The organism is uncultured Brachybacterium sp. (assembly GCF_947500705.1).
GTDB lineage: Bacteria > Actinomycetota > Actinomycetes > Actinomycetales > Dermabacteraceae > Brachybacterium.
In genome coordinates this window covers 607,649-628,796 of record NZ_CANMSY010000002.1, presented here as the reverse complement: position 1 = coordinate 628,796, position 21,148 = coordinate 607,649, and the positions used below count along the sequence as shown (strand labels likewise).

Annotated in this window: 18 protein-coding genes; 7 read left to right on the top strand and 11 right to left on the bottom strand. The window is 71.5% G+C overall.

What is annotated here, in order from left to right; translation table 11 throughout:
- Positions 1 to 108: 108 nt before the first annotated feature.
- On the bottom strand, positions 109 to 966 hold the full coding sequence (locus Q0937_RS05950) for a formylglycine-generating enzyme family protein (RefSeq protein WP_299300803.1): 858 nt from the start codon (positions 964 to 966) through the stop codon (positions 109 to 111).
- A gap of 86 nt (positions 967 to 1,052) precedes the next feature.
- The gene (locus Q0937_RS05945) at positions 1,053 to 1,997 is read right to left on the bottom strand and encodes a ribokinase (RefSeq protein WP_299300801.1); all 945 of its coding nucleotides are present in this window, start codon (positions 1,995 to 1,997) and stop codon (positions 1,053 to 1,055) included.
- Positions 1,998 to 2,194: 197 nt separating this feature from the next.
- Between Q0937_RS05945 and Q0937_RS05940 the strand changes: the two genes are divergently transcribed.
- Both Q0937_RS05940 and Q0937_RS05935 read left to right on the top strand, forming a co-directional pair.
- Complete coding sequence (locus Q0937_RS05940; protein ID WP_299300798.1) at positions 2,195 to 3,574, top strand: DUF1343 domain-containing protein; 1,380 nt, start codon at positions 2,195 to 2,197, stop codon at positions 3,572 to 3,574.
- Between the two features lie 10 nt (positions 3,575 to 3,584).
- The gene (locus Q0937_RS05935; RefSeq protein WP_299300795.1) at positions 3,585 to 5,363 is read left to right on the top strand and encodes a glycoside hydrolase family 3 protein; all 1,779 of its coding nucleotides are present in this window, start codon (positions 3,585 to 3,587) and stop codon (positions 5,361 to 5,363) included.
- A 32-nt stretch (positions 5,364 to 5,395) separates the two neighbouring features.
- Here the strand turns inward: Q0937_RS05935 and Q0937_RS05930 are convergent, their stop codons facing one another.
- Positions 5,396 to 6,652 (bottom strand): MFS transporter, encoded by a 1,257-nt coding sequence (locus tag Q0937_RS05930; RefSeq protein ID WP_299300793.1) that lies wholly within the window; start codon positions 6,650 to 6,652, stop codon positions 5,396 to 5,398.
- 136 nt (positions 6,653 to 6,788) lie between these two features.
- Between Q0937_RS05930 and Q0937_RS05925 the strand changes: the two genes are divergently transcribed.
- The 5 genes from Q0937_RS05925 to Q0937_RS05905 all read left to right on the top strand — a co-directional run bounded on the left by Q0937_RS05925 (position 6,789) and on the right by Q0937_RS05905 (position 9,785).
- Positions 6,789 to 7,385: an XRE family transcriptional regulator gene (locus tag Q0937_RS05925; protein WP_299300790.1), complete on the top strand. Its 597-nt coding sequence runs from the start codon at positions 6,789 to 6,791 to the stop codon at positions 7,383 to 7,385.
- Complete coding sequence (locus Q0937_RS05920) at positions 7,382 to 7,603, top strand: DUF2945 domain-containing protein (RefSeq protein WP_299300787.1); 222 nt, start codon at positions 7,382 to 7,384, stop codon at positions 7,601 to 7,603. Before Q0937_RS05925 ends, Q0937_RS05920 begins: the two co-directional genes overlap by 4 nt.
- A 73-nt stretch (positions 7,604 to 7,676) precedes the next feature.
- Entirely contained in the window at positions 7,677 to 8,084 is a 408-nt protein-coding gene (locus Q0937_RS05915; protein ID WP_299300785.1) for a GNAT family N-acetyltransferase, read from the top strand.
- Positions 8,085 to 8,176: 92 nt separating this feature from the next.
- Positions 8,177 to 9,061 carry an aldo/keto reductase gene (locus Q0937_RS05910; protein ID WP_299300782.1) on the top strand — a complete coding sequence of 295 codons (885 nt, stop codon included), beginning with the start codon at positions 8,177 to 8,179 and terminating at the stop codon, positions 9,059 to 9,061.
- Between the two features lie 226 nt (positions 9,062 to 9,287).
- Positions 9,288 to 9,785 carry an FBP domain-containing protein gene (locus Q0937_RS05905; protein ID WP_299300778.1) on the top strand — a complete coding sequence of 166 codons (498 nt, stop codon included), beginning with the start codon at positions 9,288 to 9,290 and terminating at the stop codon, positions 9,783 to 9,785.
- 24 nt (positions 9,786 to 9,809) lie between these two features.
- Here Q0937_RS05905 and Q0937_RS05900 read toward each other — a convergent pair whose 3' ends face one another.
- The 8 genes from Q0937_RS05900 to Q0937_RS05865 all read right to left on the bottom strand — a co-directional run bounded on the left by Q0937_RS05900 (position 9,810) and on the right by Q0937_RS05865 (position 21,133).
- Positions 9,810 to 10,463, bottom strand: coding sequence for a nucleoside/nucleotide kinase family protein (locus Q0937_RS05900; protein WP_299300776.1), 654 nt, complete (start codon positions 10,461 to 10,463; stop codon positions 9,810 to 9,812).
- Positions 10,447 to 13,686, bottom strand: a complete 3,240-nt coding sequence (locus tag Q0937_RS05895; protein WP_299300773.1) for an exodeoxyribonuclease V subunit beta — start codon at positions 13,684 to 13,686, stop codon at positions 10,447 to 10,449. The genes Q0937_RS05900 and Q0937_RS05895 overlap by 17 nt, the downstream gene beginning before the upstream one ends.
- Positions 13,683 to 16,376: a PD-(D/E)XK nuclease family protein gene (locus Q0937_RS05890; RefSeq protein ID WP_299300770.1), complete on the bottom strand. Its 2,694-nt coding sequence runs from the start codon at positions 16,374 to 16,376 to the stop codon at positions 13,683 to 13,685. Before Q0937_RS05890 ends, Q0937_RS05895 begins: the two co-directional genes overlap by 4 nt.
- A gap of 85 nt (positions 16,377 to 16,461) precedes the next feature.
- Positions 16,462 to 17,520: a hypothetical protein gene (locus tag Q0937_RS05885; protein WP_299300767.1), complete on the bottom strand. Its 1,059-nt coding sequence runs from the start codon at positions 17,518 to 17,520 to the stop codon at positions 16,462 to 16,464.
- A 75-nt stretch (positions 17,521 to 17,595) separates the two neighbouring features.
- Complete coding sequence (locus tag Q0937_RS05880; RefSeq protein WP_299300764.1) at positions 17,596 to 17,718, bottom strand: hypothetical protein; 123 nt, start codon at positions 17,716 to 17,718, stop codon at positions 17,596 to 17,598.
- 86 nt (positions 17,719 to 17,804) lie between these two features.
- Complete coding sequence (locus Q0937_RS05875) at positions 17,805 to 18,446, bottom strand: alcohol dehydrogenase catalytic domain-containing protein (protein WP_299300761.1); 642 nt, start codon at positions 18,444 to 18,446, stop codon at positions 17,805 to 17,807.
- Between the two features lie 74 nt (positions 18,447 to 18,520).
- A complete protein-coding gene (locus Q0937_RS05870) occupies positions 18,521 to 19,987 on the bottom strand; it encodes an arylsulfatase (protein WP_299300758.1) in 1,467 nt (488 codons plus the stop codon).
- A gap of 3 nt (positions 19,988 to 19,990) precedes the next feature.
- Positions 19,991 to 21,133, bottom strand: a complete 1,143-nt coding sequence (locus tag Q0937_RS05865) for an SPFH domain-containing protein (protein WP_299300755.1) — start codon at positions 21,131 to 21,133, stop codon at positions 19,991 to 19,993.
- Positions 21,134 to 21,148: the final 15 nt, after the last annotated feature.

The window sequence follows — 21,148 nt, the reverse complement described above, 5'->3', positions numbered from 1 at the left end:
CATGGAACCTTTCGCGTCACGTCGCACGCCGGCGGCGCATTCCGGCGGCGCATTCCGGCGGCGCCGGGTGGAGGGACGGCCTGCCTCGGCGGGGCCGGTGCGCTCGGCTCAGGCGTCGACCGCGAGGCGGAATCCCTTGTTCCCGCTCGCGTCCTCGGCGGCGGTCGAGGAGCGGGCGGCGACCCGGTAGCGGTTGCAGTACGAGTCGTGGCACAGGTAGGAGCCGCCGCGCATCACCCGCACATCGCCGGTGAGCGACGCCGTCTGGCCCGACTCCCAGCGGTCGGAGCACCACTCCCACACATTCCCCGCCACCTCGTACAGGCCGAAGCCGTTGGGCGGGAAGGACCGCACGGGCGCGGTCCCCAGGAAGCCGTCCTCGAGGGTGTTGCGCACCGGGAAGCCGCCCTGCCAGATGTTGCAGCGGTGCTCCCCGCCCGGGGTCAGCTGGTCGCCCCAGGCGTAGCGGGCCTGGTCCAGGCCCCCTCGGGCGGCCTTCTCCCATTCCGCCTCGCGCGGCAGCCGCATCCCGCACCAGGCGGCGAAGGCCTCCGCGTCCCGCAGCGAGACCTGCACGACAGGATGCTCCCCGCGCTCGGTGACCGTCGACCCAGGCCCTTCCGGCCGGTCCCAGCGCGCCCCGTCGACCGCGCGCCACCAGGGCGTGCCGGGCGGCTTCCGGCTCGCCCGGCGCTGCTCCGGCTCGAGCAGTGCGCCGAACACGAAGGACCAGCCGAACTCCTCAGCCTCGGTGACATACCCGGTCTCGCCGACGAATGCTGCGAATTCGGCATTGGTCACGCAGGTGGCGTCGATGCCGAAGGCGGGGACCTCCACGCTGCGCACAGGCGATTCGCCGTCGTCGCGGTGGCGGTCCGCATCCTCGGTGCCCATCCGGAACGCGCCGGCCTCGATCAGCACCGCCCGCTCGGCGCGGGCGAGCACCTCTTCGACGGGAGCGGACACCGACAGATCCGCCGCACCCCCGGCCCCCGCCGTCGGCCCCGCGCTCGCGCCCAGCTCCGCCCGCCCGGCCGCGCAGCAGCTCCCGCTCATGCCCTCGTCCCCTCCGCCAGCAGCTCCTGCACGTCGCCGAGCCCGGGGATGCTGGGGGAGGCTCCGCGCCGGGTGACCGCGAGCGCTCCGGCCGCGCCGGCCCGCTGGATCGCTGCGAGCAGATCCTGCCCGCCCGCGAGCCCTGCGGCGAGATAGCCGGCGAAGGCATCCCCGGCCGCGGTGGTGTCCACCACCGTGACCGGATGGGCTGCGACGTCGTGCACCTCGTCCTCCGTGACCAGCACGCTGCCCGCGCCCGCCCTCGTGATCAGTGCGGCGCCCACCCCGCGCTCCAGGAACCAGCGCCCGGCGCGCACCGCATCCTCCCGGCTCTCCACGCCATCGCCGGTCAGCAGCGCCGCCTCGGTCTCGTTCGGAGTCACCACATCGATCAGCGGCCAGATCTGCTCGTCCAGCTCGTGCGCCGGGGCGGGATCGAGCACCACCGTGAACCCGCGGGCGCGCGCGCCGCGGATCGCGTGGCCGGTGGCGGCCGCGGGGATCTCCAGCTGGGTCAGCAGCACCCCGCCCTCGGGCTCAGCCTCGTCGAGCGCCGCGTCGATCTGCGCCGAGTCCAGCGCATCGTTCGCCAGCGGCACCATCACGATGTCGTTCTCGCCGGCGCCATCGACCCGGATGTGCGCGATGCCCGTCTGTCCGGGCACCTCGTGCAGGTGCGTCAGCTCCACGCCCGCAGCGGCCAGACCCTCGCGCACGAGCGGGGCGAAGAGGTCATCTCCCACGCAGCCCACGAAGAGGGTCGCGGCCCCCGCGCGGGCGGCGGCCACTGCCTGGTTCGCGCCCTTCCCGCCCATCACCAGCGAGAACGAGTCTCCCAGCAGGGTCTCGCCCGGCCCGGGCAGACGCCTGGAGAAGGTGGTCAGATCCACCGTGGCCGAGCCGACCACGAGCACCTGGCCCCGCTGCTGACTGCTGCTCATGGATCTCCGGTCTCCTTCGTCGCGTCCTGCGCGGCGTCCACCGCCGCGCAGACCTCACGGTAGCGCGAGCGCCACGCGGTGCCACGTGGGGAGTTTCTGCAATCGGTGGTGACCCAGCCCACAGGGTCGCTAGCGTGCATGCGTGTGCGCCCCTTCGCTCGCGCGCACCATCCGTCAACGACGACGGAGGCCCCCTCGTGAACCAGCTCGCACCCGGAGCACCAGCACCCCGACAGGCAGCACCGACGGCCGACGAGAAGGCTCGGCCCGCTCGGCGCCGAGTCCTCGCCTCCTTCGGCGCACTCCCCGCCGGGGCGGTCCTCGCCACCGCCGGCGCCGCCCACGCCGCCCCCGCGGGACGCGGCAAGGGGAAGGGGCACGGCAAGGGCAAGGGCGACTTCCGGCTCGGCATCGAGAACCTGCTGGAGCCCGAGATCCTCGAGACCTTGCGCGGAGCGCGCGTCGGCCTGATCACGAACCCCACCGGCACCGACCGCGAGCTGCGCTCCACGATCGATCTGCTGGTCGCCGCGCAGGAGGGCGGCGGCTTCACGATGACCGCCCTGTTCGGCCCCGAGCACGGGGTGCGCGGCGCCGAGCCGGCCGGCGGCTCCGTCGGCGACTACCTCGACGAGAAGACCGGGCTGCCGGTGCGCTCGCTGTACGGCGCGACCCAGAAGCCCACCCCGGAGATGCTCGCCGACGTGGACGTGCTGGTCTTCGACATCCAGGACATCGGCACCCGCTTCTACACGTACATCTGGACCCTGTACTACGCGATGGAAGCCGCCGGCGAGAACGGGAAGCGGTTCGTCGTGCTGGATCGCCCGAACCCGCTGGGCACCGATATCGAGGGCTTCGTGCTCGAGCCGGAGCTGTCGAGCTTCGTGGGGCTGCGCGAGATCCCGCAAACCCACGGCCTCACCGTGGGCGAGCTCGCCCGGCTGTTCAACGGCGAGTTCCTCGACGGCGCCGTGACTCTCGAGGTGATCGAGATGAGCGGCTTTGACCCGGAGGACCCCGCCGCCGCCGACCTGCCCTGGGTGCTGCCCTCCCCGAACATCCCCACCCCGGACACCGCCGTGGTCTACGCCGGCACGGGCCTGATCGAGTCGCTGAACATCTCCGAGGGCCGCGGGACCACCACGCCGTTCCTCTGGTTCGGCGCTCCCTTCATCGGTGAGGCGCAGATCGACGCAATCATCACGGACCTGCAGAGCGCGGGGCTTCCGGGGGTGCTCTACCGGCCGATGTTCGCCACCCCCATCTCCTCCAAGCACGCCGGCGCCTTCTGCGGCGGCCTGCAGCTGCACGTCACCGACGCCTCGGCGTACGAGCCCGTGCGCACCGGCGTCCACGTGCTCGCCGCGCTGCTGCGCAACGTCGACGAGGTCGACTGGCGCGAGGGCGAGGACTGCCGCACCGAGGAGGACGTCTGCTGGATCGACAAGCTCTCCGGCACCAAGCGCACCCGCGCGATGCTGGAGGCCGGGGACAGCCCGGAGTCGATCGTCGCCGCCTGGGGCGAAGAGGCCCAGCGCTTCTCCGCCACCACCCGCCGCTACCGCCTTTACTGAGGAGCAGACGATGCCGAACCAGAACACCCCTCTCCGCGTCAGCCGCCGCGCCATCGGGGCGGCCGCCCTCGCCGGGGCCGGCACCGCCGTCGCCCTTCCCACCGCCGCCCACGCCGCACCCGGCGGCAAGAACGGCGGCAGGAACTCAGCCACGATCGACGAGCTGCTCGCCGGGATGAGCATCGAGCAGAAGATCGGCCAGCTGTTCGTGGCCGTCGGCTACGGCTCCCGGGCCGACCAGCCTCATGCGTCCAACACGAGCACCACCGGGGTGGACACCATCGCCGACATCGTGCGCACCCACCACGTGGGCGGACTGATCTACTTCGTCTGGAGCGACAACCTCCAGGACATCGAGCAGATCGCGACCCTCTCGAACGACGTCCAGGACGCCGCCCTCGACGCCGGCGGCATCCCCTTGATCATCAGCGCCGACGAGGAACGCGGAGTGGTCTACCGACTGCCTGCTCCCGCGACCCCGCTGCCCGGGCAGATGGCCCTCGGGGCCACCGGCTCCCATGCCCACGCCCGCAAGGCCGGCGACATCGTCGGCACCGAGATGCGGGCGGCCGGCCTCCACCAGGCGTTCTCCCCGGTGGTGGACGTCAACATCGAGGCGCAGAACCCGGTGATCGGGGTGCGATCCCTCGGCGCGGACCCCAGCGCTGTCGCTCTGCTCGGGGCGGCCCAGATCAAAGGCATGCAGAAGGCGAACTGCTCGGCCGCGGCCAAGCACTTCCCCGGCCACGGCGATACCGCGACCGACTCCCACCTCGGACTCCCGGTCATCGACCACACCCGCGAGGAACTCGACACCCTGGACCTGCCGCCCTTCGTCGCGGCGATCGAGGAGGGTGTGGATGCCATCATGACCGCCCACATCGTGGTGCCCGCGCTGGATGACTCCGGGGTCCCGGCCACCCTCTCGCGTCCGATCCTCACCGGGCTGCTGCGGAACGAGCTCGGCTTCGAGGGCGTGATCGTCACCGACTCGCTCGCGATGGAGGGCGTGCGCACCCTGTTCGGAGATGACCGGGTCCCGGTCGAGGCGATCCTCGCCGGCGCCGACCAGATGCTCATGCCGCCGGACCTCGTGGTCGCCATCGGCGGGGTGCGCGATGCGGTCGCCAGCGGTGAGATCACCGAGGAAAGGCTGGACGAATCGGTGCGCCGCATCCTCGCCCAGAAGCTGCGCCGCGGCCTGTTCGAGCAGGTCCACGTGGACCCCGCGACCGCAGCCGACGCGATCGGGACGGCACGCTCGGTGCGCACCGCCCAGAAGATCGCCGACGACGCCCTCACCCTCATCGCCGATGACGCAGGCGCGATCCCGCTCGCCAAGGGCGCCACGGTGCTGGTCACCGGCGTCGGCACCGCAGCGAAGATCGACGTGGCCGCCCAGGCTCTGCTGGCGCACGGCCTGCAGGCGACCCCGCTGGCCGGTGCGACCCCGGAACAGGCCGCCGCCGCGGCGGCGGATGTCGACGTGGCACTGGTGTTCACCTCGTCCTCCGCCTTCACCACTCCCGCCTCGCAGGTGGCGGTGGTCACGGCGCTCGCCGCGACCGGCACTCCCGTCGTCCATGTCTCGCTGCGCAACCCCTACGACGTGGTCCACGTCGGAGAGGTCGCCGCCTCACTGGCCGCCTACGGCAACTCCGACTGCAACCTCGAGGCGGTCGCCGGAGCGCTCGCCGGGGACGTGACCCTGCGCGGCTCCCTCCCGGTCACGATCCCACAGGCCGACGGCACGGGGGAGGCCTACCCGCTCGGGCACGGACTGCGCTGAGCCGTCGCTGCCGGGGTGGGCGCTGAGCGAGATCAGCGAAGCACGGGCGTGGAATCTGCCGCCTCGTGGGCCCGGCCTTCGGCCGCCTCCCGTGCAAGACGCCGCCGGCGGGCCTTCACCCAGCCCGCCGTGAACACCAGCCCGGCCACCACCATCACCGCCGTCATCAGGGCCATCACCACGGTGAAGGTCACCTGCAGGGAGACCAGAGAGAGCAGTGCGCTGGAGGTGATGATGCCCAGCGCATTCGCGGTGCGCAGCTGGGCGAACACCTCGGCGCGATGCTCGGGCGCGACCAGGTGGTCCAGCACCAGCGAGTAGTAGGTGGCCAAGGGTGCGAGCACCGCGCCCACCAGGAGGGCGCCGATCACGGTGGTGGCCACCGAGCTCCCGAAGCCGACCGCTGCCACACCGAGCGCGGTCACCGCCAGCCAGGCGAGCACGGTGCGGCGGCGCGGCATCCGATTGTGGACGCTCACCCAGATCCCGCCGACGATCGAGGACGCGCAGATCGCGACCGGGAAGAGCACGCCCCAGGCCGCCGGCAGACCGAAGGAGACCGCCATGGAGACCGCACCGATCTCGATGGCGGCGATCGCCGCGGCACTCGCCCCGCCGCACACCAGCCACAGCACGATCATCGGCGATAGGCGCAGCCGGGAGGCCCGATGCTCGGGACCGGGCGCCGTGGCGGTGGCGATGCGCGGCAGCAGCACCATCGGCCCCATCCCCAGCAGCACCATCGCCCAGGCCGCGGCCTGGGGGGAGACGCTGCCCAGCACCGCGGCGAGCACCGGGGAGGCCACGAAGGTGACCTCGTTGAGCGTGGCTGCGACCCCGAGGGCGCGCGGCAGCCGGCCCGCGGGCACCAGATGGTTCAGCACCGCGCGCAGATTTCCGTAGGCGGCACCGTTGACCAGTCCCGCGAGCGCAGCTCCAGCGACCACCAGCGGGAAGGGTGCGTGCAGCCCCGCGAGCACCGCGATCCCCACCAGGGCGAGGGTGCGCAGCCCGATCAGCACCCGCAGGAAGGGGATCGGGGAGAAGCGTCGGCCCAGACGGGTGATCGGCACCGCGCCCAGCACCTGCGCGATCGTCATCGCGAGCATCATGGCCGCGCCGCTGGCGGCGTCGCCGGTCAGCGGGAGCGCGATCAGCGAGAACGCGATCGGCGCCGCGGCCTGCGGCACCGCGAAGGACCCATAGGACACGAACCAGCGCAGCAGCGCTCCGTTCGGCCGACGCACCGGGGTGCGCTGAACGGGGGCGACGGCAGTGCGTCCGGCCATGAGTGACCTCCTTCGAAGCGTGGGGAGCAGGGGAGATGACCCCTCTGCGCAACATAGTGCGCAACGGCGTCGATGCGCAATATAGTTCCCGTCACCCTCGGTAGGATCGGACGATCAGCACCACGAGGAGGCCCGGATGAGCGGTGGGATGCGCCCCGCAGTCGTCGCGCAGCTCGGCGACCGGATCCGTGCCGCGCGCCAGCAGCAGGAGCTCAGTGTCGGCGCACTCGCCGAGCTCAGCGAGGTCAGCCGCCGCATGCTCACCCAGATCGAGCTCGGCCAGGCGAATCCCTCGGTCGCAACTCTGGACCGGATCGCCGCCGGGCTCGGCACCACCTTCGCCGCCCTGATGGGGGTGGGCGCGGACGGCGCCCCGGACGGCGTCGAGGTCTGGTCCACCGACGCCGGCAGCTGGGCGGTGCTGCTGGACGCCGTGGACACCGAGACGCTCTCGGTCGAGACCTGGAAGTGGAAGCTGCTGGGCGAGGACATCTACGAGGGCGGCGCAGGCATCCTGCTCCCGGGCCTGACGCATCACGTGATCGAGGGAGCGCTCGAGATCGACACCGGAGACGATGTCCACGTCATCGAGGCCGGTGGCTCCGGCCGGATCGCCACCGGCGGCGGCTACCGCTACCGGGCCCACGAAGGCCAGGCGGCGGTGTTCTTCTCCGTCGCCCTGCTCGCACGCACGGTGCGAGGAACCACCGAGCAAGGAGGAGGACTGTCATGAGCAAGCACTTCGCCGTCGGCGACCACGTCAGCTGGAACTCCGAGGCCGGACGCGTCTCCGGCACCATCACCGAGGTCCATACGAAGGACTTCGACTACAAGGGCCACACCCGGCGCGCGAGCGAGGAGGAGCCCCAGTACGAGATCGCGAGCGACAAGACCGACCATGTCGCCGCACACAAGGGCTCAGCGCTCCGCAAGCTCTCGAGCCAGCCCTGATGCTCTGGGAGGTGGGTCAGGGATTCCGCGGAACCCCTGACGGGGCGGCCTCGCACCCTGCACACTGAGTCGCATGGAACCCACGGAGCCGCTCCGCTGTGCCTGGCGCGCGACGATCGACGACCAGGAGCTCTCCGCCCTGCATTCCGCGGCTTTCGCTCTCGAGCACGAGGTCCAGCCATGGGGCGAGCGGCTCGAGCGCTACTCGCTGGGCTGGATCACGGCGCGACGCGGAGAGACCCTGATCGGCTTCTGCAATGTGATCACCGATGGAGGGCGGCACGCCTTCCTGCTCGACGTCGTGGTCCATCCCGAGCATCAGGGAACCGGGATCGGGCGGTCCCTGGTCCTGCATGCGATCGAGGAATGCCGGTCCGCCACGGTGCAGTGGTTGCACGTCGACTTCGAGGCCGACCTCGGAGACTTCTACATGGCCGACGGACTCTTCCGCCGCACCACCGCGGGGATCCTGGAGCTCTGAGCGGCCGCGGGTCCACCTCGAGCTCCCGCCGGTGATCTGACCATGAGGTCAGGGGCAGTTCCGCCTTCGCGCCAGCGGACTACGCTTACCCCATGAGTGCACCCACCCGCCGTATCGGCTCCCTGACCGTCTCCGCCCTCGGCCTCGGCGCGATGCCATTGTCGATGGGGCGCGGCGAGCCCGCCCCGCACGACCGCGCCATGGCCACCCTCCACGCGGCCCTCGACGCGGGCATCACCCTGCTCGACACGGCGGACATCTACGCCCCTTCCTGGGACACCATGGGTCACAACGAGAAGTTCGTCGCCGAGGCCCTGGACAGCTGGGACGGCGATCGCTCCACGATCACGGTCGCCACCAAGGGCGGTATCACCCGCTCCGCCGACGGCGGAGGCCGTGACGGCTCCGCCACCTACCTCCGTGCCGCGCTCGAGACGTCCCTGGCGAATCTCGGCACCGACTCCGTGGGCCTGTACTACTGGCACCGGCCCGACCGCAGCATCCGCTACGCGGACGCGGTCGAGGCCCTCGCCACCTTCCAGCAGGAGGGCCTGATCCGCGAGATCGGCATCTCCAATGCGAACACCGAGGAGATCGACGTGGCCCGCGACGTGCTCGGCGAGGGAGGCCTCGCCGCGGTCCAGAACGAGTTCTCCCCGACGTTCTTCCACACCAGCCGCGCAGAGCTGCGCCACTGCGGCGAGCACGGCATCGCCTTCGTCCCCTGGTCGCCGCTGGGCGGCACCGGTGGCGGAGCACGGGCCGTGGGGGAGCGGTTCCCGCAGATCCAGCGCGTGGCCGAGGCGCATGCGGTCAGCCCGCAGCAGGTGGTCCTCGCCTGGGAGCTGTCCCTCGGCGAGCACGTGATCCCGATCCCGGGAGCCAGCCGCCCCGAGTCCATCACCGACTCCGCGCACGCGATGAACCTCGAGCTCAGCGCGGAGGAGCTCGAGCAGCTGCACCAGATCATCGCCTGAGCCCCGGCACATTCCGGTGGCGGTCACGGGCCCGCGGGCGTACCGTGGCAGGGTCCGTGACACGAGGGGAGACGGCATGGCCATACGGCCTGCAGGAAGCGGGGCGGCCCACGAGGCCTGCTCGGCGTGATGCGGCGTGCTCGCACGCCCCACCACCGCTGACCGTCGTCTCCCGCGCCGGACCCCCGACACCGGGGTGCTCCTGTGCGCTCTCCGTGAGGACCCCATGCTCCCCGTGAACTCTGAAAAGATCCGCTCCAGCTTCGTCAACGCCACCAAGGGCGATGCCACCCGGGCCGAGCTGCCCGACCTCTCCGCCGTGCGCTGGGAGGCCGTCGACTACCTCGGCTGGCAGGACTCCCGCAAGCCGCAGCTGCACTATGTCGTGCTCGAGGTCGAGGACGAGCCCGTCGGCCTGCTGCTGCGCGGCACTGGCCGCCCCCCGAGCCGCAAGATGCTCTGCGCCTGGTGCGAGGACGTCATCGACGGCGTCCGCGCGGCCTCCTTCGTGGCGCCCCTGGCAGGGGCCTCGGGCCGCCGCGGCAACACCATCGGCACCGCGATCTGCGCCGACTTCCGCTGCTCCCGCAATGTGCGCCGAGCCCCGGCGACCTTCGAGCTGCGCACCGAGGACCCGGCAGTGCTCGCCCACCATCGCGAGCAGCGCATCGCGGGCCTGCAGGAGCGCAGCGCGGGATTCGCCCGGGCGGTCATGCGCGGCTGATCGGCCGCACAGCTGACCTGCGCGTCAGTCCAGCTGCACCACGACGTCCGCCCGGTCGCGGGTTCCCGCGATCAGGCGGGCGTTGTCCTCATCGGGCCCGAGCGCCCACTCCCGCGCCGCCGCAGGTGATTTCCCGAAGCGCTCGTGCCGCTCGATCAGCCACCGGTGCCGCAGCTCCTGGGGCGCCTCGACGAACCAGCGGGCATCCAGCATCCCGCGCACCTTCGCGAACGCGTCGTCACCGAGCAGGTAGTTCCCCTCGGTGATCACCAGCGGCACCTGCGCGGGCACCTCGATCGCCCCGGCGAGCGGCTGCTCGAGGTCCCGTTCGAACATCGGCGCCCACACCGGCGGATCCTGCGGCATCGCCGCCCGCACGCGCTGCAGCAGCGCGACATAGCCTGCGGCATCGAAGGTGTCCGGCGCGCCCTTCCGCCCGCTCCGACCGAGCCGCGCGAGCGCGACATCCGCCAGATGGAACCCATCCATCGGCACCACCACGCAGGACCCTGCGGGAAGCTCCCGAGCCAGCATCGCCGTGAGCGAGGACTTCCCCGAACCAGGCGCCCCCGCGATCCCGAGCACGCGCCGCGCCCCGGACCGCAGCGCCTCATCGAGCAGCGCGAGAGCCCGGGCCACGGCCTCCTCGGGGGAGATCAGCTCAACGCTCCTGCCCATGGACCCTCACCTCGACGATCTCTCCGCGCAGCGGCAGGTGCATCAGGATCCGATCCGGGGCGCGGCCGGCTGAGGCCAGCGCCCGGGAATAGGTGGCCATCTGGCCCAGGTACTTCTCGCGGATGTGCGTCACCGGGTCATCGCCCGGGTACGCCTTGTGGTCCACCAGCACGATCTCGCCCGAGGGCAGGCGCAGCAGGGTGTCGATCCAGCCCTCCATAACTTGAGCGTCCTCGTTCCACCAGGTGATCGGCTGCTCGGTGAGCTGCACGGCGCCGGGGAACTCGGAGTTCACGAAGCGCGTCCAGCTCTCCCCGGCCTCCAGCAGCACCCGCGCCTGCACCGTCCGCGTCACCACCCAGCGAGAGAGCAGACGCTCAGCCGCCGCCAGCCGCTGCTCCGGCGAGAGATTCTCGAGCGGCAGGGCGAGATAGGCGTGCACGGCCTCGCCGACGCGCTCCCACTGCGGCCCGCCGCCGCTGACCAGCACCGGACCGATGCTACGAGGCTCCAACACCTCGCCGAGTGCCCCGCCCGACGCCGCAGCGGAGGCCTGGAACCGAGCGGACAGCCGGGCGGAGCTCGGCGCGGCGGGGCGCAGCGGGACGTCGGTCGCCGCGAGCGGGTCGGTGCTGCGCGGCAGCCGTGCAGGGATCTCCTCCATCAGGTCGTCGACGTTCACCGCAGTCACGGTCGCCGGCAGCATGCCCTCGGTGCCGTGCACGCTGATCGCCCCCTCGGACCAGCTCACCAGGGGCGGCGTCTCGATGAGGGTGTCCAGCACCGTGGAGGTGCCGGGCACGGCGAGCACGGAGGTGCGGGCGGCGCGGGTGAGGGCCACATAGTGCAGCCTCCCGGACTCCTCCGCCTCAGCCTCGCGGCGGCGGCTCGCGAACCCTGAGGCCGCGAGGCTCTCCGCAGCGTCCGCAGGTGCGGCGATCTTCGGCCAGAACCGCAGGCTGCGGCCGACCAGCGGGGCGGTGACGTCCGGTGCGCCGGGGGAGACCACGAGCACGCCGCTGGAGTGGGCACGCTCTTTCGGGGGTGCACCGAGGTAGGCGACGACGTGATCCCATTCCAGGCCCTTGGCTCCGTGGATGGTGCCCACCCAGACCGCCTCGGGCAGGGCGGAGAGGTCTGGTCCCTCCGTCCACGCGTCGAGCTCGGCGCGCAGACCGGTCAGTGTGATGGGGGAGCCTTCCGCCCGACGCCGCTGCGTGGTCTCCTGCGCCATCGCCCGCAGCGCATCCAGGGTGCGGCGTCGGGAGCCCTGACCGGTCCAGCGCTTGATCCGCTGCGGCAGGTCCAGGGCGTCGATCAGCGCACTGATCATCTCCACCGGGGTGAAGCCGATGCAGGCACGGCGCACCTCGCGCAGCCCGGTCAGCACGGGATCCTCCCACCAGCTCGAGAACACGGCCTTGCGCGCGTCGCGATCCGGCGCGGCCATGAGCTGCGCGAACCAGTCCTCGTGGGCGCCATGATCGCTCAGCAGCGTCACCAGCTCGGTGAGCGCCAGGGTGTCCGAGCCGTCGAGGGTCACCGCGAGCGCCGCCCGCACCATCTGCGCCTCCCGGGTCGCGAGGAGCGGATGCGCGGCGCCGGCGGTGGGCACTCCGCGCTCCTGCAGGGCGGCGACCACGGAGGCCCGCTGAGTGTTGCTGCGCACCAGCACCGCGGTGGAGCCCGGGGTGAAGGCGCCCTCGTCGATGCGGCGTCGGATCTGCTCGGCGATCATCGCGGCATGCTTCTGCGCGGAGACCACGCGGCGGTCGTTCTTCGTCGCCTCCCACACCTCGAGCGCGCCGTCACCCGCCGTGGCTTCCCGCTGCTCGGGGATCTGGAGCCGCACCCGATCCAGACCTTCCCCGTCGGGCGCGAACACCGGGCTGAACAGGGCGTTGGAGAAGTCGACCAGCAGCTTCTGCGAGCGCCAGGAGTGGGAGAGGTTCTCGACCTCACCCGTCCCGAACACGGTGCCGCCGCCTTCGAGCGCGGCGATGATGTCCTGCATCAGGCGCGGGTCGGCGTCGCGGAAGCCGTAGATCGCCTGCTTGGGGTCGCCCACCCAGATCTTCTCCTCGATGAGCTGGGAGAGCTCGAGGAAAAGGGCCAGCTGCACGGGAGAGGTGTCCTGGAACTCGTCGACTGCGAGGAGGCGGTAGCGCGAGGCGATGGATTCCCGCACCCGCGGCGAATCCTGCAGCAGGCGCAGCGCCTGCACCTCCTGGTCGATGAAGTCGATCAGGCCCAGCTCGCGCTTGTAGGCCTCGTAGGCGTCCAGCGAATCCGCAGCGACGTCGAGGATGAGCGTGATGAGGTCCTGCACGTCCTGCTGCCACGCAGGATTCTGCGCGAAGCCCTCTCCGACCTCGATCGCGAGCGGCTCGAGAGCCTTCTTCGCCGGCGCCCCGAAGCTGCCGCCGGCCAGGCGCAACCAGCTCGACCACGGCGCCCGCTCGCGATCCCGCAGGGTGCGCTCCAACCGGCGCAGCGCGTCGAGGTCGCCCCGCGCCCTGTTCACGCTGCGCGGGGAGATCGGCCCGCCCTTGGTGCCCTCGCCGGACTCATCGACCGACGCGGCCAGATCCTCCGCGAAACCCTCGATCCGCTGCCCCAGTTCATGCAGCCAGCGACCCCGCAGATCCTCCCCGGGCTCGGGCAGCTGGGCCGCCTCCCGGAACTCCTCCCAGGACACGGTCGCGGCGGCGCGCAGCTCATCTGCCCCGAGGAGGTTGGTGCGGGCGGCGTCCGCGACGTCCTTCACCCGGCCCCGCCAGGCCTGCCTCGTGGGGATGAAGCCGGCGTCCTTCTCGTCGCCGTCGTGCTCGGTGCGGGCGAGCATCGCCGCCCAGCGCACCCCGGCCGCGGCGGCCGTGCGGTCGATCGCCGCCGCGAAGGCCGCCCTCTGGGTCGTGTCGTCGAGCACCTGCACCTGGGGGGAGATGCCCGCGTCCAGCGCGTACTCGGTCACCAGGCGCCCGGCGACCGAGTTCACGGTGCTGATCAGGGCGCTGTCGATGCCCCGCGCCGCCTCGACCTGCTGGCGGTCCAGGAGCGTGGAGCGCACCCGCTGGGAGAGCTCCTCGGCCGCCTTGACGGTGAAGGTGGTGGCGATGATCTGCGAGGGGTCCAGCCCGGCCTCGAGCCGCTCGGCCAGCTGCCTGGTCAGAGTGTATGTCTTGCCGGAGCCTGCCGAGGCGTTGATCAGGGTGAAGCTCATGATGCATCTCCTCTCAGGCCGCACAGCAGGGAGAAATCGCAGAAGTCGCAGCGGGCGTCGACCACGATCCCGCCGTCTGCTCGGGCCTCCTCCTGCGCCGCGGCGTAGGTCTTCTTCGCGTCCGGGCGCGGGGTGTCGAGCCCCTGTCCGGCGTCGCGCAGGATCTGCCCGGACTGTGCCGTGACAGTGCCCTCGCCGATCGCGTCGAGCGCCTCGGTGATCCCCGAGGTCGTCCTCGACCACGCGGCCGCGATGTCGAGGGTGGGTCGGCCATGGGGGTCCAGCGCCGGATTCGCGGAGACGAACTCGCCCTGCTTGAGCAGGAAGTAGCCGACATCCGCCGAGTCGTCATGCAGCGACCAGGCATAGGAGGCGAGCTGCAGCGCCTCGCCGGCATCGAACAGCTCGGGGTACTTCTTCGCGGCCGAGGTCCACTTCAGGTCGATCACGGTGGGCCTCCCGGCGGCGTCCTCGGCGAGCACATCGCGGTAGCCCAGGAATGGCACCTCAAGGTCCCCGCGCTGCAGGTGCAGGGTCAGCGGCTCCTCGAAGCGCGACTCGACCGAGGTGATCACCAGCCCCGCCTCTGCCAATCGGCCGAAGAACTCGACCAGAGAGCGCACGGCGGTCTCGCGCATCGTGGTCAGCTCGACCTCCCGACCGGGCAGCAGCAGCTCTGAGGCGAGCTGGGGAACGAGCCGCTCCAGCATCTGGGCGATCTGCTCGGCCGACGGGGGCCCGCTGCGCTCCTGCTCCTGGCCGGTGTTCACCAGCTCCTCGACGACGGTGTGCACGAGGGTGCCGATCATCTGATTGCCGCTGGGCACGCTCGCGACCGAGGCAGGACGAATCCCGAGCCCGGTGCGGTAGGTCCACTTCTGTCGGCAGCCCAGCAGGTTCTCCGCCTGGGAGTAGCTCAGCGCCGTCGGCACCAGATGCGGGGCCGGGCCGGCGCGCTTGGTGAGATCCTGCGCAGGCTCCGCCGGGCCGATGAGCGCAGGCACGCTCAGCGGCCGTCGCGATCCCGCGAGCTCCCAGACCCCCTCCCCGACCGCAGCGCGCGGGTCCACCCGGAACTGCTCGAGCACCTTCGCGACGCCCTCCCCGGCGGCGGCCCGCTCGGCCGCGAGGTGGGCGAGCAGGGAATGCGGGGCGGTGGCCTTCTCCGCGCGGCTGCGGGTGCGGACCACGATCAGCCGCCCGGCACCGCGCAGTCCGCGCAGTCCCGCGTCGGTCTCCAGCGCTGCGAGGGCGGCGGGCTCGACCACACGCGCCCCGAGCCCCACGAGTGCCTCGATCTCGACGCCGTCCCAGGTGACGCCGGTCTGCGAATCGTGCCGGTCCGCGCCCCACCACAGCACGTCCCCGCCGCGCGGGCGCAGCTGCGCCGGGCGGGTGCAGGAGGTCCAGGCAGCGGTCGCCTCGGGCCGGGCCACGGGCGAGGCGGCGCGCCCTCCGGAGGCTTCGACGACCTGGGAGAGCTCGCGCGCACCCAGCACATGGCCATCGCCGAGGGTGTCGAGCACGGCGAGGAAGGTCTGCAGATGCGCGCTCGCGCGCACGAGCCCGGGCTCGCCCTGACCGAGCGCGCGCAGCCGCTCGCCGAGCCAGACGGTCGCCGCCCGCAGCCGCGGCGGCGTCAGCTGCTCCGGATCGATCGGGTGCGTGACCAGAGCGGAGACCGCTCGGGCGATCTCGAGGGCGGCGACCTCCTCGGGATCGGCGGCGAGCTCGGAGAGCACCGCCTCCCAGGCCGGACCGCCGGTGCCGGGCTGGGCGGCCAGGGCGTCGAGGAACCGGCGCCGCACCCGTGCGGGCACCAGGCCGATCGGCTCGCGATCCGCCTCCGGGGCATCCAGCACCCGCAGATCGAGGAAGGCACCGAGCTGCTGCACGTCCACCGGCGCGATCGCGATGGAGAGGTACAGCGGGAGGATCTGCAGGCTGGTGCGGTCCGCGGAGGCCCCGGCCACCCCGATCGCCGCCTGGCCGCGGCGGTGCAGCTCCTGATCCAGGAGGATCGTGTCCTCCGTGGCGAGGACGTGGACGGGATCGCCGTCGCGCCCGGCCAGGAACCGGGCGGCGGTCTCGGCGGCGGTCCATTCGTCATCGGTCTCCAGCAGCACCAGCTCCGGCCGCACGGACGGCGCCTCGTCGGCCCGACGGACCTCCACCCCGGACCCGGCCAGGAGCTTCAGCAGCCGCGGCCACAGACCGGGGAGGGTCGTCGGCTCCTCGTGGCAGAGGACCCGCTCGATCCCCAGCGGCCAGGGTGACGCGGAGAGCTCCTCGAGCAGGTCGACGATCTCCCGCAGGTCATCGGCGGCGCCGGGGGAGAGGTCGGCCGCCTCCTCGATCGTGCTCAGCGCCTCGATCCGTGCAGGCAGCCCGGGCGCCCGTCGCAGCGAGGCTCCGGCCATCACGGCCGCATCCCGCCAGGACAGCATCGTGCTCGCGGTCGACCACGGATCGACGTCGAACGAGGCGCGTGCCCACTCGTGGTCCGCGGCGGCGATCGCGCGGGCGTACTGCGCGACCCGCACCGCCGGATCGACCGACGGCCGGGTCAGTGCCAGCCGTCCTTGCAGCAGCTGGACGAGGGCACGAGGGCCCATCCTCACGGACCCGGTGGTGCTGGAGCCATCCGCCCAGGCGGTGCCGTCCAGCGACCAGCCGAACTCGATCTGCATCTGGGCTCCTCCGTCGTCGCGCGTCCCGCCCCAGACTAGGGGAGGGGGCCGACATCAGGAGGCAGCCTGCCTCCAGGCGGCGGGCTCAGCGGTTGAAGGGATCGTCCGCGCGCACGCCCCAGCTGAACCCCCGCTCATAGAGCACCATCGCGGAGTCGTCCGGGGCGAGCACCAGATCCTGCCCTTCACCGGTGAGATGCAGCGTGCCGTCGGCCTGCTCCTCGAACGTCAGCGTGAGCACGACGGGCTCGATCGCGGAATGCTCCTGCAGCGGCTGCCCCTGTTCGCGCAGCGGCCCGAGCGACAGCTCGACGGTATGCGGCCCGGTGCGGTCGTAGCTGCCGCTCAGCAGCTCCCCGTTCGCCTGCCGCAGCTGCACCGCGGCGCGGCCGTCGTACTCCACCTCGCCGAAGGCGAGTGCGCTCCAGCGCGTGTCCTGGTGCAGCTGGGCGGCGGGCTCGGCGACATCCTCCTGCACGGTCCACACCCCGGCCGGTGCGGACTCGTCGACGCTCCGCTCGGGGTACATCGCGCTCATGCCCCAGCCCACCACACCCACCAGCAGCAGCGCGGCGATCGGACCGGCGATGTTCGTGACCCGCGCGGCAGGCCGCCACGGCACCAGCGTGGGCAGCGGACCCTTCCCGATCTCCCCGTGGCCCAGGAATGCCCTGGCCAGGCGCGGGACCCACGGGGTCAGCACGAGCAGCGACATCACCAGCAGCGCGAGCGCGATCTGCTTGACGGGGACGTCATAGCCGAGGTTCAGCACCAGCACCAGCGACATCGATCCGGCCGCGATCACCGCTCCCAGCGGGACCGAACGCCGCCACAGCAGAGCGATCGCGGCGCCCCACTCGGCCAGGCCCCCCAGGACCTGGAACAGCGGGGAGAAGGCGACCATCCGCCACAGCATCCCCATCGGGCTCATCTCGCCCTGGGTGATCAGCGCATCGCCCATGTCGGTGACCCCGAACTGGCCCAGCACGAGCTTCGCGACGCCGTAATAGAGCATCGCCACCGCGAGCAGCAGGCGCACGGCACCGTGCGCCCACCAGCCCAGGGTCACGGCGGCGGTGCGGGCCATCCGCTTCTCGACGGAATAGTCGGCGGGACCCGCGGGGGAGACGGCAGAAGCGTTCATACCCCCACCTCATCGCAGAGGCCGACCCCGCGGGATCATCCTTCGGGATCGGCCAGGCGCGACTTCGGTCGGCGATCAGTCCTCGTAGCTCGCCACGAACCGTCCGATCACGCCGCCGGCGCGGAGCTTGTCGATGGCACCGGGGATCTCCGCGTGGGTGATGTGATTGATCGGCGGGTTCAGCTCGCCGGAGGCCATCAGCGCGTACAGGCCCTCGAGGTCCTCCTTGGTGCCGGAGTTCGAGCCCTTGATCGTCAGCTGCTTGGTGATCAGCTCATAGGTGTTCAGGGGCGCTTCGAGCTCCCCATCCCCACCTGCACGAAGGTGCCGAACTTGGCCAGCGCCTCGAGGCCCTGGGCGGTGGTGGTGCCGAAGCCGGCGTAGTCCACGACCAGCTCGAGGCCCAGGTCCGAGAACTCGATGATCGATTCGGCGACCCCGGTCAGGCCGATCTCGCCGACCTTCATGCCGGGCTTCGCCCCGCCGAGGGCCATGATCGCGTGGTACGCGGTCAGGCCCGCATCGGTGGCCATCGCCCCGAGCTCGAAGGAGACGGCGTCGGGGAGCGCGACGAGATTGTCGTCGGTCGCGCGGAGCTTCGGGCCGAAGCCGCCGTCCCAGGGGCCGTAACCGAGCGCCGTGCCGTCGGCCATCATCGGTGCCAGACCGACCCGGTCGCCGACCTTCCAGTGCTCCATGCCCTCGCCCACCTGGCTGATGACGCCGGCGGACTCGTGGCCCATGGTGCGGGGGAGCCCCTGCTGGAACAGCGCCATCCAGCCCTCGTCATCGAGTGCGGCGACGTCGGAGTGGCACACGCCTGCGGCCTTGACATCCACGACGACCTCTCCGGGGTCCGCAGTGGGCTCCTCGACCTCGTTCAGCTCCAGGGGCTTGCCGGTACCAGTGAACTGCCATGCCTTCATGGGGATCACCACTCCTTCGTCGTCGATGTGATGACCCCGCATTAGATGAAAATTAAATAATCCGCAAGGGCAGGTCAGAGCCTCGCGAACTCGCGCACCCACGCCGCCTCGGACTGCACCGCTCGGCCCGCGACCAGCGCACCGCCCGCGACGAACCCCTCCTCGCGCCCCGTGAGCTCTCGGACCAGCAGCTCCCGATGCCGCGCCAGCTCCTCCGCATGCTCCGCCGAGCCGGCGAGATCCCGCTCCTCGAGCGGATCGGCCTCGAGGTCGAAGAGCTGCTCGTGCCCGTCCCCGGAGAACCACACATACTTGAAGCGCTGCGAGCGGATCCACTGCATCGAATGCCGGCCCAGCGAGGTGATCAGGTGCTCGCCGTGCAGATGCTCGCGCAGCTCGCTCCCGGGCCGCAGGCTGATCCCGTCCACCCCCTCCGGCACCTCGACTCCGGCGAGCTCGAGCACCGTCGGCATCAGGTCCCGCAGCTCGGCGATCGCGTCGACCTGCCCCGGGGCTCCCCAGCCCGCGCGCCAGCGCGGCGGCACGTGCACCACCAGCGGCACCCGGGCAGAGCCCTCGTAGCCCACGGACTTCCGGTACATGTCGTGGTCGCCCATCATGTCGCCGTGATCGGAGACGAACACGATCACGGTGTCCTCGAGCAGGCCCTGATCCGAGAGGGTCTCCTTGAGCCGGTTCAGCTGCAGGTCGATGAATTCGATCGAGCCGTAGTACCCGGCCCGCGCGGCCTCGTGCGTACTCTCCTTCTGCGTCCCGAACTCCGCCTCGGAGCCGTAGTCGCGGCGGTGCTCGTCGAAGCGCTCGACCCATCCGCCTCGGGCGCGGCGCGGCCCCGGGCGGCCCCGATACTTCTCCCACAGCCATCCCGGAGGATCGAAGGGCGCATGCGGCCGGTGGAAGGACATGTACAGGAAGAACGGCCTGGTCGGATCCCGCCGCTCGAGGAAGCGCAGCGACTCATCGGCCACCCAGCGGGTGGGATGCAGCCGCTCCTCCCGCTCCCAGGGCCGGGCCGTCAGCGCATTGCAGCCGATCCCGGTCTCCTGGTAGTCCGCCCGCGGGTCGCCGGTCTCACGGCGCAGGAACTCGACATAGTCGTCGATCGCCGCCGATGGTCCCCGGCTGAGCCGGCGCGAGGTGTGCAGGAAGCCGTCGTGCAGCAGCACCTCGTCGAAGCCGCAGCGCGCCCGGTCCGGGAAGACGTGCATCTTCCCCACCCCGAAGGTCTGATACCCGGCGTCACCCAGCGTGGACTGCAGCGTCACCGGGTACGCCTCCGGGAAGGAGATCCCCTCCCGGTAGCCGTACCGCCCGTGCAGCTCCGGGGACTTCCCGGTGAACATCGCGACCCTGGCGGGCACGCAGGTGGGCGTGGCCGAATAAGCGCGGGTGAAGTGATACCCGCCCCGTGCGAGATCATCGAGGTTCGGGGTGTCGATGTGCTCGTTGCCAGCGACCCCCATCGCATCCGCCCGCATCTCGTCGACGCAGACGAATACGACGTGGGGCCGTGCGGTCACTCCTCAGCCCTGGTTCGCGCTGCCCGGGCGCGTCCACGGCGGGACGCTCCCGCCGGGGTAGCTCTCCGGGGCCTGCTGCGCCTGCTGCCTCGCCGCGCGAGCACGCTGCTCGGACTGGGCGCGAGCCCGCTCGGCTCGCTGCTGCTCCTGCTCGCGCAGCTGCTCGGCGGAGATGCGCTTGCGGGAATCGGCGTCGGCCACATCGGCGTCCTGGCTCGCGGCGGCCGCGGCCTGCGACTGCAGCATCGCGGTGCGGATCTCGTCCCCCATGGATCCCACGGCACCCGGGTTCGAGGGCAGGTAGAGCACGTTGGAGCGGGCGTTGCGGGCCACGTCCTGCATGGTGTCGAAGTACTGCGTCATCAGCAGCAGCTGCTCGGCGGAGTTCTCGATCCCGACCTTGCGGAGCATCTCGTACTGCTCGGCGATGCCCAGGGCGATCGCCTTGCGCTGGGCGGCGACGCCCTCACCCTGGAGGCGCTTGGACTCGGCCTCGGCCTCGGCCTGGGTGACGCGCTTGATCTTGTCGGCCTCGGCGAGGGACTGGGCGGCGACCCGGTCCCGCTGGGCGGCGTTGATGGAGTTCATCGAATCGCGCACCCGCTGGTCCGGCGAGATGTCCTGGACCAGGGTGTTGATGATGTTGAAGCCGAACTTCTGCATCGACGTCGCCAGGGTCCGCTCGACGCTGCTGGCGATGTCGTCCTTCGACTCGAAGGCCTGATCCAGCTCGAGGCCGGACAGTGCCGAGCGCACCGTGTCGAAGACGTACGAGCGGATCTGCGCCTCGGGGTTGGACAGCTCGTAGTACGCCGCGACGACCTGGTCCTTCTCGATCTGGTACTGGACCGCGACCGGGACGTTGACGAAGACGTTGTCCTTGGTCTTGGACTCGATGTTCACCTCGAGCTGCTGCACGCGCAGCGAGACCGGCCTGGTGATGTTGTCGATGAAGGGGGTCTTGAAGTTCAGACCGGCGTGCGCGACGCGCTTGAACTTGCCGAAGCGCTCGACGATGACCGCTTCCTGCGTATGCACCGTGAACATCAGCGAGGTGCGCAGGCCGCCGAACAGCAGCGCCCCCACGATCACGAGGAGGATCAGGAAGCCGAGGCCGAGGACGAGGAAGAGAATGACGCCTTCCATGGGGTCACCTTTCAG